16 protein-coding genes are annotated in these 14,999 nt (G+C 32.4%); 8 read left to right on the top strand and 8 right to left on the bottom strand.

The window, feature by feature from the left end:
• Positions 1-2: 2 nt before the first annotated feature.
• Positions 3-581 carry a DUF2892 domain-containing protein gene (locus VOI25_RS05305; protein ID WP_323787965.1) on the bottom strand — a complete coding sequence of 193 codons (579 nt, stop codon included), beginning with the start codon at positions 579-581 and terminating at the stop codon, positions 3-5.
• Between the two features lie 161 nt (positions 582-742).
• Here VOI25_RS05305 and rpmH point away from each other — a divergent pair, with 161 nt between their 5' ends.
• The 5 genes from rpmH (at position 743) to VOI25_RS05280 (ending at position 6,305) form a co-directional block, all read left to right on the top strand.
• Positions 743-904, top strand: a complete 162-nt coding sequence (gene rpmH / locus VOI25_RS05300; RefSeq protein ID WP_033961596.1) for a 50S ribosomal protein L34 — start codon at positions 743-745, stop codon at positions 902-904.
• 100 nt (positions 905-1,004) lie between these two features.
• Positions 1,005-3,857 carry a carbamoyl-phosphate synthase large subunit gene (gene carB / locus VOI25_RS05295; RefSeq protein ID WP_323787964.1) on the top strand — a complete coding sequence of 951 codons (2,853 nt, stop codon included), beginning with the start codon at positions 1,005-1,007 and terminating at the stop codon, positions 3,855-3,857.
• A gap of 76 nt (positions 3,858-3,933) precedes the next feature.
• Positions 3,934-4,464: an ankyrin repeat domain-containing protein gene (locus VOI25_RS05290; RefSeq protein WP_323787963.1), complete on the top strand. Its 531-nt coding sequence runs from the start codon at positions 3,934-3,936 to the stop codon at positions 4,462-4,464.
• Positions 4,465-4,471: 7 nt separating this feature from the next.
• Positions 4,472-5,305, top strand: a complete 834-nt coding sequence (locus VOI25_RS05285) for a T9SS type A sorting domain-containing protein (protein ID WP_323787962.1) — start codon at positions 4,472-4,474, stop codon at positions 5,303-5,305.
• A gap of 121 nt (positions 5,306-5,426) precedes the next feature.
• The gene (locus VOI25_RS05280; RefSeq protein ID WP_323787961.1) at positions 5,427-6,305 is read left to right on the top strand and encodes a T9SS type A sorting domain-containing protein; all 879 of its coding nucleotides are present in this window, start codon (positions 5,427-5,429) and stop codon (positions 6,303-6,305) included.
• Positions 6,306-6,354: 49 nt separating this feature from the next.
• Here VOI25_RS05280 and VOI25_RS05275 read toward each other — a convergent pair whose 3' ends face one another.
• From VOI25_RS05275 to VOI25_RS05250, 6 genes are all read right to left on the bottom strand, one after another.
• The gene (locus VOI25_RS05275; protein ID WP_323787960.1) at positions 6,355-6,891 is read right to left on the bottom strand and encodes a YceI family protein; all 537 of its coding nucleotides are present in this window, start codon (positions 6,889-6,891) and stop codon (positions 6,355-6,357) included.
• A gap of 24 nt (positions 6,892-6,915) precedes the next feature.
• Positions 6,916-7,278 carry a hypothetical protein gene (locus VOI25_RS05270; protein ID WP_323787959.1) on the bottom strand — a complete coding sequence of 121 codons (363 nt, stop codon included), beginning with the start codon at positions 7,276-7,278 and terminating at the stop codon, positions 6,916-6,918.
• 12 nt (positions 7,279-7,290) lie between these two features.
• Positions 7,291-8,139, bottom strand: coding sequence for a DUF5777 family beta-barrel protein (locus VOI25_RS05265; protein ID WP_323787958.1), 849 nt, complete (start codon positions 8,137-8,139; stop codon positions 7,291-7,293).
• Between the two features lie 64 nt (positions 8,140-8,203).
• Entirely contained in the window at positions 8,204-8,965 is a 762-nt protein-coding gene (locus VOI25_RS05260) for a T9SS type A sorting domain-containing protein (RefSeq protein WP_323787957.1), read from the bottom strand.
• Positions 8,966-8,993: 28 nt separating this feature from the next.
• Positions 8,994-9,377, bottom strand: coding sequence for a hypothetical protein (locus tag VOI25_RS05255; protein ID WP_323787956.1), 384 nt, complete (start codon positions 9,375-9,377; stop codon positions 8,994-8,996).
• Between the two features lie 127 nt (positions 9,378-9,504).
• Positions 9,505-10,581 carry a hypothetical protein gene (locus VOI25_RS05250; protein WP_323787955.1) on the bottom strand — a complete coding sequence of 359 codons (1,077 nt, stop codon included), beginning with the start codon at positions 10,579-10,581 and terminating at the stop codon, positions 9,505-9,507.
• Positions 10,582-10,689: 108 nt separating this feature from the next.
• On the opposite strand from VOI25_RS05250, the gene VOI25_RS05245 reads away from it, so the two are divergent.
• Genes VOI25_RS05245 through VOI25_RS05235 form a run of 3 tightly spaced genes read left to right on the top strand, consistent with a single transcriptional unit; the run spans position 10,690 to position 14,448 of the window.
• A complete protein-coding gene (locus VOI25_RS05245; RefSeq protein ID WP_323787954.1) occupies positions 10,690-11,214 on the top strand; it encodes an RNA polymerase sigma factor in 525 nt (174 codons plus the stop codon).
• A gap of 47 nt (positions 11,215-11,261) precedes the next feature.
• A complete protein-coding gene (locus tag VOI25_RS05240) occupies positions 11,262-12,173 on the top strand; it encodes a FecR family protein (protein WP_323787953.1) in 912 nt (303 codons plus the stop codon).
• Positions 12,157-14,448: a TonB-dependent receptor plug domain-containing protein gene (locus VOI25_RS05235; protein WP_323787952.1), complete on the top strand. Its 2,292-nt coding sequence runs from the start codon at positions 12,157-12,159 to the stop codon at positions 14,446-14,448. Before VOI25_RS05240 ends, VOI25_RS05235 begins: the two co-directional genes overlap by 17 nt.
• Here the strand turns inward: VOI25_RS05235 and VOI25_RS05230 are convergent.
• On the bottom strand, positions 14,445-14,996 hold the full coding sequence (locus VOI25_RS05230; RefSeq protein WP_323787951.1) for an acyl-CoA thioesterase: 552 nt from the start codon (positions 14,994-14,996) through the stop codon (positions 14,445-14,447). The genes VOI25_RS05235 and VOI25_RS05230 overlap by 4 nt on opposite strands.
• Between the last annotated feature and the right edge of the window lie 3 nt (positions 14,997-14,999).

Genomic DNA, 14,999 nt, shown 5'->3' with positions numbered 1-14,999 from the left:
GGTTAACGTCTACTTCGCTTATTTTGACGAGCAGAAGTTGGTTGACCATACTGCTGTCTTGGTATCGAAGTCTTTTTCATTTGTTGCTTAAACATCTTGATTTGGTCCGCTAGCATATCTCGTTTGTCAAGTTTTTGCGCTTCAGCTAAAAGTTTTTGAGCTTCTTGCGGTCGACGTTTACTAAATGCAATTCCAGCTAAATTTAATTTTGCCATAGCAGCATCATGATCCATAGATAAACCAAGACCAAGCGCCTTTTTAAAATGTTTTTCAGCGGCATTCATATCGGTTTGAGCAACCATAACACCATGCAGATAATAAAAATAACCTTCCTGCTTTGTTACCAAAGCACTAGAAGGGTTTTTAATTTTGTTTAACCAGTTTTTGGCACCTTCGAAATCTTGTTTTCTTAATTTTAAAAAGGCAAGTAAGATAAATTCGTTTTTAAAATAAAGAAATATAAAAATGAGTGATAATAATATATACATGATACCATTACCTATATAACCTTCAGTAAACTCATATATAGCGTAGGCAACTATTAAAAAAGCTATGACTAATTTTATGTTTTTGTTGAACATTTTTTGAAATTAAAATTTAGGCTGCAAAGTTAATAAAAACAATTGTAAATATTTTTAATATTACGTTTGGCAAACTAAAAACTCTTTGTATATTTGCACGCAGTTTTAGGAACAGCTCTAAGACATCAAAAAAAGATATAAGTTTTTAAAAATATAAGACAATGCCAAAAAGAACGTTTCAACCGTCAAAAAGAAAGAGAAGAAATAAACACGGTTTTAGAGAAAGAATGGCTTCTGTAAACGGAAGAAAAGTTTTAGCACGTAGAAGAGCTAAAGGAAGAAAAAAATTGTCTGTATCATCTGAAACTAGACATAAGAAATAATGATTAACAATTGTTAATATTTTAAAGGTGTTACTTAGGTGTAACACCTTTTTTTGTACCCATACGTTACCTATTTTTGCAACCATAAAAAAACACGAACATGCCAAAAAACGAAAAATTAAAATCTATCCTTATTATTGGCTCAGGTCCTATAATTATTGGACAAGCCTGCGAATTTGATTATTCTGGAACACAAGCTTTACGCTCACTTCGTGAAGATGGAATTGAAACAATTCTTATCAATTCTAATCCTGCGACAATTATGACAGATCCAACAATGGCTGACCATGTATATCTGTTGCCTTTAACCACCAAGTCCATTATTCAAGTTTTAAAGGAGCATCCACAAATCGATGCTGTTTTACCGACAATGGGAGGACAAACTGCTTTAAACCTTTGTATTGAAGCTGATGAAAAAGGAATTTGGGAAGATTTTAATGTGGATATTATTGGAGTAGATATTGATGCCATTAATATTACTGAAGATAGAGAACAATTTAGAGAACTCATGCTTAAAATAGGTGTTGGTATGGCACCTCAAGCAACTGCTAATTCCTACCTGAAAGGAAAAGAAATAGCACAGCAGTTCGGTTTTCCTTTAGTAATTAGAGCAAGTTATACTTTAGGTGGAGCAGGAGCATCATTTGTTTATAAAGAAGAAGAATTTGATGAATTGTTAACGCGTGGTTTGGAAGTGTCACCAATTCATGAAGTTATGATAGACAAGGCTTTAATTGGTTGGAAAGAATACGAATTAGAGTTGCTTAGAGATAAAAATGATAACGTTGTTATTATTTGTGCCATTGAAAATATGGATCCTATGGGAATCCATACTGGAGATTCAATTACCGTTGCACCTGCAATGACACTTTCTGATAAAACCTATCAGAAAATGCGTGATATGGCCATTCATATGATGCGTAGTATTGGAGATTTTGCTGGAGGTTGTAATGTGCAATTTGCTGTAAGTCCAGATGAAAATGAAGACATTATTGCAATTGAAATTAATCCTCGTGTGTCGCGTTCGTCTGCATTAGCCAGTAAAGCTACTGGTTATCCAATTGCAAAAGTGGCTGCTAAGTTAGCTGTTGGTTACACATTAGATGAATTAAGTAACCAAATTACTGGATCTACTTCAGCCCTATTTGAACCAACGTTAGATTATGTAGTTGTGAAAATTCCTCGATGGAATTTTGATAAATTCGAAGGATCAGATAGACGTTTAGGTCTTCAAATGAAAGCAGTAGGAGAAGTGATGGCTATCGGACGTTCTTTTCAAGAAGCACTTCATAAAGCAACACAGTCTCTTGAAATAAAACGAAACGGATTAGGAGCAGATGGAAAAGGTTATAAGGATTACCAACAAATTATAGATAAGTTAACCTTTGCAAGTTGGGATCGCGTGTTTGCGATTTATGATGCTATTCAAATGGGAATTCCTTTGAGTAGAATTCATGAAATCACTAAAATTGACATGTGGTTCTTAAAACAATATGAAGAGTTACATGAACTTGAGAAAGAAATTTCGAAGTTTTCAATAGATACAATTGAGCGTGAATTATTATTAGAAGCCAAGCAAAAAGGTTATGGTGATCGTCAAATTGCTCACATGCTTAAATGTTTAGAAAGCCAAGTTTATAACAAGCGTGACGAGTTTAAAATCAACCGTGTATATAAATTGGTTGATACTTGTGCTGCTGAATTTAAAGCGGAAACGCCTTATTACTATTCAACATTTGAAAATGAAGTTGAAACGGCCGATGGACAGAAGTTCTCTGCGAATGAAAGTACTGTATCAGATAAGAAAAAAATCATCGTTTTAGGCTCTGGTCCAAACCGAATCGGTCAAGGAATTGAGTTTGATTATTGCTGTGTTCATGGCGTTTTAGCAGCTTCAGAATGTGGATATGAAACGATTATGATTAACTGTAATCCAGAAACCGTTTCTACAGATTTTGATATTTCAGATAAGCTATATTTTGAGCCTGTTTTCTGGGAACACATCTACGATATTATTCGTCATGAAAAACCTGAAGGTGTCATTGTTCAGTTAGGTGGTCAAACTGCTCTAAAATTGGCTGAAAAATTAGATCGTTACGGTATAAAAATAATTGGTACAACATACCAATCCTTAGATTTAGCTGAAGATAGAGGTTTGTTTTCTAATCTTTTAAAAGAAAACAATATTCCTTATCCTGAGTTTGATATTGCCACGACTGCTGATGAAGCCGCAGCAATTGCAGATGTTTTAGATTTTCCAATTTTAGTAAGACCTTCTTATGTTCTAGGAGGTCAAGGCATGAAAATTGTAATTAATAAACAAGAACTTGAAGAGCATGTTGTCGATTTACTTAGAAGAATGCCTGGAAACCAATTGCTTCTAGATCATTATCTTGATGGAGCTATCGAAGCTGAAGCAGATGCCATTTGTGATGGAGAAAATGTCTATATCATTGGTATTATGGAACATATTGAACCCTGTGGAATCCATTCAGGAGATAGTAATGCAACATTACCACCTTTCAATCTTGGCGAATTTGTGATGCAACAAATAAAGGATCATACCAAAAAAATCGCTTTAGCATTGAATACCGTTGGGTTAATCAATATTCAATTTGCCATAAAAGATGATATTGTATATATAATCGAAGCTAATCCTAGAGCATCTCGTACAGTTCCATTTATTTCTAAAGCTTATGGCGAGCCTTATGTCAACTATGCTACAAAAGTAATGTTAGGTGAGAAGAAAGTAACAGATTTTAATTTCAATCCGCAATTAGAAGGATATGCCATTAAGCAACCAGTATTTTCGTTCAATAAATTCCCAAATGTAAACAAACAATTAGGTCCAGAAATGAAAAGTACGGGTGAAAGTATTTTGTTTATTGATAGTTTGAAAGATGATGAGTTTTATAATTTATATTCCAGACGTAAAATGTATTTAAGTAAATAGTCTAAAATTATATTCGATAAACGGTAAGCCGTATTTAACCTAAAATTAGTACATTAGCCTATTATTACTCAAATCTATGATGTTTAATCTGAAAAAAGTTAGTTTTTACTTTTTCCTTATGGTGTCTTTCCTATGCTATAGTCAAAAGAATATTTTTGATGTGGCTCGTTCAGGTACAATTGAAGATGTTAAGAAATTAATGGCAATTAATCCCGATACAATCAATTCTATTAGTACTAACGGATATCCACCATTAACTTTGGCATGTTATAGAGGGAACAACGATGTCGCTATTTTTTTAGCATCGCATGTTAAGAATATTGATGGAACAAGCGAGTATGGAACTCCTTTAATGGCGGCCGTTTATAAAAACAAACCTCAAATAGTTAAACATTTGCTTAAGTTAAATGCTAATGTTAATTTTGCTGATGCGAATGGTACTACACCTTTGCATTATGCCATTATCTTAAGAAGTGAGGAAATAATAAAATTGTTGTTGGATGCCAAAGCAGATGTTACTTTTAAGGACAATAGAGGTAATAATGCAATAGATTATGCGTCTATGACGAAAAATGAGACAATAATTGACCTTGTCAATAAAAAATAAGATTATTATGAAAAAAATTACTTTTGCCTTAATTGGTTTACTTTATTTTAATAGTGCATTTAGCCAGACTTATACTACTGGTTTGATGCAACTATCTAATACTGCTGGATTAGAATATTCTGCTCAGATTGATGTGAACCCAACTACAGTCACCTTAACACTTATAGGACCTGATGATAGATGGTTAGGCTTAGGTTTTGGAGTCCAAAGCATGACTTCTAGTGGCGATGTTGTTATTTATCGTGAATATGACGATCCAGAAAATCCTGGTACAACTATTTCGGAGCTTACAGATAGATCTTTTGGTTTTCCAGGACAAGAACCTGGTCAAGATGCTATTGGTATAACTCCAACTGAGGATGCTGAAGGAGAACGTGATTGGACAATAACTTCAAATGTTGTGAATTCGGGAGTACGAACTCTTGTGGCAACTAGAGCAATTAATACTGGAAATGAAAAAGATTATGTGTTTTCTGCATCTGCCACATCTATAGAGTTAGTTTGGGCTAGATACGGTTTCCCAGGATTTGATTTAGAATGGCATGGTGTTGGAAATAAAGGAATAACTATGCAAGGATTAACATTAAGTCGTGATGATTTTGATGTTAGTGATTTTAATATTTCACCAAACCCTTCAAAAACATATTTCACAATTAATTTGCCTGCATTTTCTGAAAATGCTTCCATAAGTGTATATGATGTATTAGGCAAAAAAGTTTATGAAAGTAATTTTAATTCTTTATCAGCAAGGGTTAACGTTTCGCAATGGAACAGTGGAATTTATTTAGTTAGGGTCTCAACTGAAAACGCTACACATACTAAGAGACTAGTGAAAGAATAGGTTAAATACTAATAATAGAATATGAAAGCCGTTCAAATTAATTTGGACGGTTTTCATGTTAATAGCTATTAATTTTGAATAAAAAATGTATTATATTTGATATATTATTTAAAAGAATGCGATGAAAACAAAACTACTTATATATTCTTTATTTTTAATCTCTTCAGTGTCTTTCGCTCAAATTGTAGCCAATCAGGTAGATGATTTTGAAAGCTCTTTAAATAACTGGACACTTGGTAATCCTGCTGTAGCAGCAGCTCAAATTAGTAATCCTGCAGATGGAGGTCCTGATGGAGCTGGTGATGCCTTTTTTAGTTATGTTACTACAGGATCTAGTAATGGTCCAGGAAGTAAGATGTTAATTTTTACGAGAAATGCACAATGGTCTGGTGATTTTGCTGGACAAGGTGTTGTGGCTATTAAAATGGATGTTAGAGCCACTACTGGAGATCTTAATTTAAGAATAGGATTGAGCGACCAAGATTCAAACACATTTCCTTCTACACAAATGGTGACTACAAATACAGTGGTTGTAACTGCAGGTTCAGGATGGCAGACGGTTACTATTCCTATTCAACCTTCAGATTTTTCAGTATTAGCTGGAGGATCTGGTTTAACACCTGCACAAGTACTTGGCAGTGTAGTTGAAATGCGAATTTTTAGTAATACTAGTGTATCTTGGCTTGGTCAATCTGGAGCAAGAACTATGGATTTAAACGATATTACTGCATCTACTACTTTAAGTACAACAGAAGTTTTATCGAATAATGAATTTTCAATATCACCAAATCCTGCAACATCAAGATTAAATGTGTATTTACCTCAAAATTCTATTAATGCAACGATTGCAGTATATGATGTTTTAGGAAAGCGTGTGTATTCAAATCAATTAGATGCTTTAACGTCAACTATAGATGTTTCTAAATGGAATACTGGTGTTTATCTAGTTAGAATTTCTACTGATAATTCTACGCAGACTAAACGTTTTGTGAAGCAATAAAATGTATTACATATTTATTAAATAAAACCATCACCTACAAGTGATGGTTTTATTTTTTAAGTAGTTCAAATTGAAACGTGACGCTTATATCATCAGTAATTTTGTTCCTCACTATTTTAGGAATATCAATATCAAAATCTGATGCCTTGGTCAAAAAACTACCTTGGAGCAAGATCTTATCTCCAAGTATTGAAACTGAGATGCTAATATTATCTATTGTTTTTGTTTTGCCATGAAATGACAACTCACCTGTAAGATTATAGGTGGTTTCAAGTTTTTCAAAATCAAACCCTTCAATTTTTCCCTTAAACCTAGCTTTTGGAAAGGTATCAGATTCGGCATAGTTTTCATTAAAATGCTCTTCCATTAATGCATTTTTAAACCGAAAACCCTTCACTAAAGCTAAAGCGGCAATGTCTCCATTTTCAGTATTAAGAATTGCTGTTACTGAATTGTTCTCTGCTTTAACTTCTTCAAATGAAGGCACAGAGGCCTCAAAATTAATAGAACCTGTTTTTGTGATGTATTTGTTTTGAGATAACACAGTTGAACAAATAAGTAGAGCTAAAATTGGAATATATTTCATGTTGAAAGGTTTTAATTAATTCAATTAGTTTTCTAATAACCCATCTGCTTCCCATTCAATTATGGTGTCAATTAAATTTTGTGGCAATCTTGGACCTCCAAATGGCATTAAAAACCCTAAATCGTTTGATGATATGCGAGTGATTAATCCATTGTTATCGATGGCATTTTTAACATCGTTGAATGTAGTCAAGGATATTGGAGCTCCATTTATTGGAGGATTATTGTGGCAAACAATACAATTATTGTCTATAATAGGTTTAACGTGCTCTGTATAGGTTATAGTTTCTATAATTGGAGTAGCATCAATTAAATCTGCTTCGCTCACATAAGAACAACTGTAGCTTAATAGTAATACGATAACGTAAAGTGAATACTTGATTTTCATAGTCTTTCAATTTTAAAATATGCGACTTAAATTAAACCCAAAATAGATGTTACCATCGCTCCAATCTCCTGTAGCTTGACCTAAAAACCCATTGGTATTCATAGCCTGAGCATTAGAAAAATGCATTTGAAATACATGACCTCCAGTTTCTAAATCCATACCTATTGATAAAGGGTTTTTAAAAGGAGAATTATCTGCTCTGTTTAAATGCCAACCATAATCAGTATTAAGTGACCATCGTTTTGTCAATTTATAACGGAAACCAGTTCCTATAGCAAATTGTGAGTTATGTTGATTATTTTGTTGCACGTAATTGTCATGAAAAAATGTTGGTGCTAGTTCTATAGAAAGGTTTGTGCTTACTTTTCTAGAAATTAAAAGTTGAGCAGTATATCCTAACCGATCTTTGAATTCTAACTTTGGTAAATTAACTTCATCTAAGGCCGTGTTTAAAAGAATAGAATTGAATCCGACAATTGTAAATGGAAACCCGTTGTCTTGCTGTCTTGCGAGTCGGTATTTTGCAGAGGCTTCATAAATTTTTTGAAAAGAACTTCTAGAAACACCAAAGTTAATCCCATCAGTAACACCATAAACAAAGTTTAAACGCGTTACCGCATCATCAAGACCAAAAAAATTTTCAAATCCGTTTTTTATGCTACCAAATCTATGTGAAACAATAAACATTAGCTCTTTTTTTGCTACAAGTTTTGTGGATTCAAAATTGACAATCTTTAACCCTTTAAAAGCGGCATAAACATATTGGTTTTCAGTGGGTTCGATATCAATTTCGTCTAATAAATCACCTTGAGCGAATGCTAACAATGGCGCACAAAGACACATGAAAAGAAATGTTTTCATAATTACGAGTGTTAAAAAAGCCAAATACTAATGTGATTACTATTTGGCTTTATGAATGTTACGTTTAGTTCTTAATGAAACGTTTTGTTTCAGATTTGTCTCCTGTAGAAATTTTGATCATGTATAACCCATGTTCTATATTAGAAACGTCAATTTGAGAAAGGCTTTCAGAGTTTAGACTTCCTTTTAAAACTTGTTTGCCCAAGATGTCTAGCACTTGAAAAGTAAGCTTATCTCCATTATTTTTCATTTCAATATTTAGTAATGAACGCGTTGGATTTGGATAAAGATTGATACCAAAAGTAGTATTGAAATCATTAATACTTAATGACGTATCCCAAAACTGAAAACCATTTTGAGCTCCATTACCTGTGTACTCATAAGGAGGAGCTGCACTTACAAAAGATCCAGCAGTCCAAATTCCTTTAGAAACTGCAACACTTTCTCTTCCGTTTCCACCACTACCATATTGCATAAAATCTTCCATTGCTGCTGGTGAACCAAAGCTACCTGAAGGTAGATAAAGTCCGAGGTCTGAAGCTGTATTATTTAAAAAACCTGGTGAAGACACGGTAACTTCAGCATCTGGAGCTAAATTTAGCAAACCTGATACAACAGTTGTTTGTGAAGATAAGGTACGATAACCAAACAATGCGCATAGTCTGTATGCACCAATATCCTGTGTAGTCGCTCCATAATTTTTAATGGTAACTGTATCGGCTGAAGGATCAACTTCTACTATTCTAAATTGTGCATAAGCATCTTGAAGTGAAAAGGCTATTAGTCCTAGACATAAAATGATTTTAAATGTGTAATGTTTTTTCATAATAATATAAATTTACGTAGTTAATAATTCAGTTTTTATTGATTGTGCATTGATCTAATTTTACTTGTTCAAGTAAGTCATCATAGCCAATAACACGACCTTTTATTTTTATTTGCGAATGTTCATCAATTTCGTTTTCTATTGGATTCGTAAACTGACAGAAGACTTTATCGTCTAATGTTATTGAGTTTGAGTTTAGTTCAGTAACATGTCCAGTTAACTCTACAGTTAAGTTGATATATTTTGCTTCAGCTTCACTTGTATTAGCAGTAAAGCTTGACGCTATTTCCTTAGAGTTCATTTCAAATATTGCAGGTTCATTTTCAATATCTCTATGACTTTGATTTAGATAAGTATAGCCAATTATTAATATAATTATTGAAACCACTAGAACACCAATTCGCTTTCGCATGATTATTATTTTTAGTTTGGGTTTAAACTGCTTTGATTTTTTAAGACCAAAGCAGTTTAATTTTAACAATTTTAAATCCCTAATATGTAATGACTAACCCAATTTTTCTTTTTCATGTTATGGTTTACTAATTACAACTATTTCTGTAGCGTAATCTGTCATCTAAATCAAGTTTAAAATCAACTTTTGTTAACCCAGAATTTGTATTTATCTCCTGTAATTCCCATGTGTTGTTGCACAGTGGCAACGCAGGAATATCTATGGTTACAATAATGTCATTTGCTGTGCCTTCTGAGGTCCAGTTACCATAAACAGTCGTTGAATTCCAGTACACAGAAAGCGTTCCATCTGTAAAAAAATTGAAGTCATAACCTTCATAAATAGAATTATGGTCAATTGCTTCTCTCTTTAATTTATCTACATACCAATCTTGACATCCAGTTAGAAATTCAGCAACTAATTCTTGAGTACAGTGATTACAATCGTCATCATCATAATCAAAATTGTCATCCTCATTGCAGTCATTTTGATGATTTTCAATACTAGTTTGTAATTCAGACATTGAATTAATTTGAAGTTCAGAATTATCATAAAGTTTTACTGAAATTGGAAAATGTATAGTTACAATGTCTTCAGAAGAAATATCATCAATAAAATGATACATTTCTTTATCTGATGAAAATACTTCAGTGGATAAGAATTCATTATTTGTATTAAATACTGAAGCGGAAATAGGATATATAAAATCGATACACTCAATATCATTATCCATAGTATTTTCACCATTACATGTCGAAGCAAAATTGTTAAGTTCGCTGCTATTATATACCAAAGTTTCTGAATAATCAGTACCAATAATAGTAATAGGATATGATATGTCTAGAACATTTATATCATCATATTCTTCATCAAAAATAGTTTCTACTTTATCGTAATCACTTTCAGTATTTAGAGCGACTTCAATAGAATTAGCAGCAACAATAACAGGTAATTTTATATTAAAGCAATTAGCAAAATCTAAAATATTATCATCAGAACCATCATTAGTAACAGTGCGAAGCATTAAATTTGCAATTGAAGAATTCGGACCTAAAATATCATCAGGTGCAGTTTCAATAAATTCAGTTTCTTCTTTTCTGCATGACGTCAATACAAACGCAACAGAGAAGAATACAATTGAAATATATTTAAATGATAGTCTCATGGTAAAGCCGTAGTTTGTGATGCTTTAATATATAACAACTTAAGTTTAAAAACTCCTGAAAAGAATAATAAAATATTTATTTACCTTTAAAAAAATAAAATTAAAACCTTGCCAAAAGACCTAAAAGATAATATCTGTGAAGCCAAAGTTTTTGAGCATGTGTATGAGACGTACTCAAAAGATGTACATGATTTTTTATATTATAAATATGGCGCACAGTTTAATCCTAAAGATAAGACTCAAGATACGTTTATTAAACTATGGGATAATTGTAAGAGTGTCACATTAAGTAAGGCGAAGTCTTTTTTATTCACCGTAGCTAATAATATGGTGTTGAATGATATAAAACATCAAAAAGTAGTTCTTAATTATCAAAAATTAAAACCCAAATCCCATACTAATGAGTCGCCAGAATTTATTCTAGAACAAGACGAGTTCCATGAACGCTATAAAAAAGTGCTCGCTAGTTTAAACGAAGACCAACGTGTTGCATTTTTATTAAATAAGGTAGAAGGTAAGAAACACAGTGAGATAGCAGAGTTTTTAGGTGTGACTCAAAAGGTAGTGGAATATAGAATTTATAGTGCGTTTAATATTCTTAAAAAAGAATTAGAAGGATTTAAAATAAAATAATCAGGAGAAATGCAATTGAAGTTGTTATATACATAGTAAATCGATTTATGAATACAGAAGACCTCATCCAGAAATGGTTAAATGATGAATTAACTCCTGCCGAAAAACAAACGTTCGAGCAAGGAGAGGATTTTGAATTGCATCAAGCTATCATAGATGGTGCACAGCAATTCAAAGCTTCTAATTATTCAAAACCTGGAACTTTTGAAGATTTGCAGTCTAACCACAAATCAAAAACATCAAAAGTAAAACAGATAGATTGGTTTAAACCTTTGTTAAGAATAGCCAGTGTGATTGTGATTACTTTAGGAATTTACTTTACATTTTTCTTCAATAATATCACTGTAATTGAAACTTTGGCAAGTCAGCAAACTACTATTGAACTTCCAGACCATTCTGAAGTCGTTCTAAATGCTGGTTCTGAGATTTCATTTAAGAAAGCAGACTGGAATGACCACAGAAGTTTAAACCTAAATGGTGAAGCTTATTTTAAAGTCGCAAAAGGTAAAACCTTTGATGTGGTGACCTCACAAGGTGTTGTTACCGTTGTCGGAACAGAATTTAATGTAAACCAACGCAAAGATTATTTTGAAGTACAATGTTTTGAAGGTGTAGTCAAAGTTTCATCTGGAGCAATTTCTAAAACACTATTAGCTGGTGATACCTATAGATTACTAAACAATAACTACAGTCAGGATAGGATTGAAGACCTAACTCCTCAATGGTTGCAAAGTCAAAGTGTGTTTAAAGCAATCCCTTTTAAGGCTGTTATTGCCGAAATGGAACGTCAATATGATATTAATATTATAGTAGAAAATGTAAATACAGAGCGTTTATTTACTGGTGGATTTAAACATAGTAATATTACAAACGCTTTGCTTGCTATTACAAAACCTATGGAATTAAGTTATAAGTCTAATGCATCAAATGACGTTATAATTTATGGCAATAAAAAGTAAACTATTTTTTTTAGTTGTTCTTTTTTTATTCTTTTCTTTTGACAATGATGCTCAAGAGACACCTACAAAAGTGCCGTTAATTAACCTGTTTGAAATACTTCAGCAACAATTTAGTATTAAATTTAATTTTGCTGAAGATTTGCTTGAAGGCATTACAATTGTTCCACCCTCTAAAGATTTACCCTTAGAAGATGTGCTTTTGTATCTTGAGGTCAATACCAAATTTTCATTTGAAAATCAAGATGGTAACTTTATTCTTGTCCGTCTTAAAGATAAAACCTTTGAACTTCAGTATTTATCTGAAGTTATTGTATCTAAATACATCGTTAAAGGTATAAATAAGCTCAATACTGGTTCTTTTGAGGTAGATTTTGGACAATTCGATATTCTTCCTGGCCTTATAGATACTGATGTGTTGCAAGCTGTTCAGGCATTTCCTGGAATTCAAAGTATTAACGAAACGGTTTCAGATATTAATATTAGAGCTGGAACACATGATCAAAATTTAATCCTTTGGGATGGTATAAAAATGTATCAGTCAGGACATTTTTTTGGATTGATTTCGATGTTTAATCCACAAATCACACAACATGTAAATGTGCTTAAAAACGGAACAGATACATCACTTACTGATGGTGTTTCGGGTACAATTTCTATGGAGACAAGTTCTGAAATCAATGATAAATTTAAAGGGAGCTTGGGTGTTAATTTTATTGATGCCAATGGGTTTGCAGATGTTCCTATTAGTAAAAAATCATCATTGCAAGTTGCTGCTCGGAAATCGATAAGTGATATTACTGAAACACCAACATACTCCAATTATTTTGATCGTATTTCGCAAGACACTGAAGTTGCGATGAATGCAAATGATATAATTAACACTAATCAAGAGTTTGACTTTTATGACACGTCATTGCGATGGATGTATCACATTTCAGATAAAGATCAACTTCAAGTAAATTTTTTAAATACCTATAATGCACTCCGATTTAATGAAAACACCATAATTAATGCTACAGAAACATCGCGTCAAAGTAGTTTGAGTCAGCATAGTATAGCAGGAGCAATTCATTATAACCGGATTTGGAATGACAAATGGCAATCTGCTTTTGAGGTTTATGAAACTGATTATAAGCTAAAAGCAAACAATGCAAATATTCTAGATCAGCAACGTTTCCAACAAGAGAATATCGTATCAGAAACAAGTTTGAAGTTTCGTACTAATTATAAAGTTAATGATAGAATACAACTTTTAAATGGCTATCATTTTGTGGAAACGGAAATCACAAACCTTGACGATGTCGACACACCGCGTTTTAAGTCCTTAGTTTCTGAAGTGTTAACAACACATGGTTTGTTTTCTCAAATGAATTATAAATCAACGGACAAGAAAACCTTCTTAAATTTTGGTTTGAGATATAACTTTATCGGTAAGTTTAGTAAGCATATATTGGAGCCTAGATTGGCTTTTACCCATCAATTTTTGAATAATTTTTCAATTGAGGTTCTAGGTGAATTTAAACACCAAAACACCTCTCAGATTATTAATTTTCAGAATGATTTCTTGGGTATTGAGAAGAGACGATGGCAATTATCAAATGATACTGATATTCCAATTATTAGAAGCAAACAGATGTCGTTTGGTGTCAGTTATAACAAAAATGGATGGTTATTGAGCATTGATAATTATTATAAACGCGTTAATGGAATTACAACACAAAGTCAAGGGTTTCAAAACCAATTTGAATTTGTGAAAAGCAAAGGTAATTATGATGCTTTAGGATTGGATTTTATTTTACGTAAGGAAATTCGAGATTTTAATACCTGGTTAAGCTATTCTTATATGAAAAGTAATTACGAATTTAACGAATTATCTGAACAATCATTTCCCAGTAATTTTGACATAAGACATACTATAACGTACGGTTTAGCTTATACTTTAGAACATTTGAAAGTATCTGCTGGACTTAATTGGCATTCGGGAAAGGCAACTACGCAACCCATTAATGGCAATGAGATCGTTGATGAAGTTATTAATTTTGAAACCACAAATTCTAGTCGATTAGAAGATTATTTTCGAGTAGATGTTTCTGCACTCTATGATTTTAAACTAGGAAAAAAGGCAAAAGCAGATTTAGGAATTTCCATTTGGAATGTTTTAAATAAATCAAATGAGATTAATAACTTTTATCGCATAAGTAATGGTGCAATTAATGAGACGTTGCAAAACTCATTAGGAATAACACCGAATGCTGTTTTGCGCGTACATTTTTAATAGTTTTCAGGAAGTTCAATCTTAACTTTATACGATTTTAAATCTTCTAGGTAATCAGTATGTGTGAAATCTGATTTACTGAATTCAAGTTGTCTTGATGCTTTAGTTTCTTTGCGTTTTAATGCTTTCAGAAATCGTTTTATTTCAGTTTTGTCATTAATGATTAAACCAGGAACTTCAACAGATTTACCAAGGTCATTTTTAGCTACCATTGTAAAATAAGAGGAATTGCAATGTTTCATTTCACCAGTTCTAATGTTTTCAGATTCTACACGTATACCAACAACCATAGAGGTGTGACCAACATAATTAATAGAAGCTTTCATTGTTACTAAATGACCAATTTCAATCGGATTTAAAAAATCTACAGTATCTACCGAAGCCGTGACGCAATAGGTTTCTGAATGTTTTGAAGCACATGCAAATGCAATTTGATCCATTAAGTTTAAAATGTAACCACCATGAATTTTGCCATTAAAATTTGAATTTGAAGGCTGCATTAATTGGGTCATGCTGATTCTTGTCGAATCTATAGTTTTATAAGTCATAGG

Origin of the sequence: Psychroserpens sp., from assembly GCF_034670085.1 — a bacterium.
GTDB lineage: Bacteria > Bacteroidota > Bacteroidia > Flavobacteriales > Flavobacteriaceae > Psychroserpens.
Note: the sequence above shows the minus strand (reverse complement) of the source record. Positions and strands in the feature narration are given on the sequence as shown.

Coding starts and splice junctions, on each gene's coding strand:
- VOI25_RS05305 (WP_323787965.1), bottom strand. CDS start 581: ATGTTCAACAAAAACATAAAATTAGTCATAGCTTTTTTAATAGTTGCC.
- rpmH (WP_033961596.1), top strand. CDS start 743: ATGCCAAAAAGAACGTTTCAACCGTCAAAAAGAAAGAGAAGAAATAAA.
- carB (WP_323787964.1), top strand. CDS start 1,005: ATGCCAAAAAACGAAAAATTAAAATCTATCCTTATTATTGGCTCAGGT.
- VOI25_RS05290 (WP_323787963.1), top strand. CDS start 3,934: ATGATGTTTAATCTGAAAAAAGTTAGTTTTTACTTTTTCCTTATGGTG.
- VOI25_RS05285 (WP_323787962.1), top strand. CDS start 4,472: ATGAAAAAAATTACTTTTGCCTTAATTGGTTTACTTTATTTTAATAGT.
- VOI25_RS05280 (WP_323787961.1), top strand. CDS start 5,427: ATGAAAACAAAACTACTTATATATTCTTTATTTTTAATCTCTTCAGTG.
- VOI25_RS05275 (WP_323787960.1), bottom strand. CDS start 6,891: ATGAAATATATTCCAATTTTAGCTCTACTTATTTGTTCAACTGTGTTA.
- VOI25_RS05270 (WP_323787959.1), bottom strand. CDS start 7,278: ATGAAAATCAAGTATTCACTTTACGTTATCGTATTACTATTAAGCTAC.
- VOI25_RS05265 (WP_323787958.1), bottom strand. CDS start 8,139: ATGAAAACATTTCTTTTCATGTGTCTTTGTGCGCCATTGTTAGCATTC.
- VOI25_RS05260 (WP_323787957.1), bottom strand. CDS start 8,965: ATGAAAAAACATTACACATTTAAAATCATTTTATGTCTAGGACTAATA.
- VOI25_RS05255 (WP_323787956.1), bottom strand. CDS start 9,377: ATGCGAAAGCGAATTGGTGTTCTAGTGGTTTCAATAATTATATTAATA.
- VOI25_RS05250 (WP_323787955.1), bottom strand. CDS start 10,581: ATGAGACTATCATTTAAATATATTTCAATTGTATTCTTCTCTGTTGCG.
- VOI25_RS05240 (WP_323787953.1), top strand. CDS start 11,262: ATGAATACAGAAGACCTCATCCAGAAATGGTTAAATGATGAATTAACT.
- VOI25_RS05235 (WP_323787952.1), top strand. CDS start 12,157: ATGGCAATAAAAAGTAAACTATTTTTTTTAGTTGTTCTTTTTTTATTC.
- VOI25_RS05230 (WP_323787951.1), bottom strand. CDS start 14,996: ATGACTTATAAAACTATAGATTCGACAAGAATCAGCATGACCCAATTA.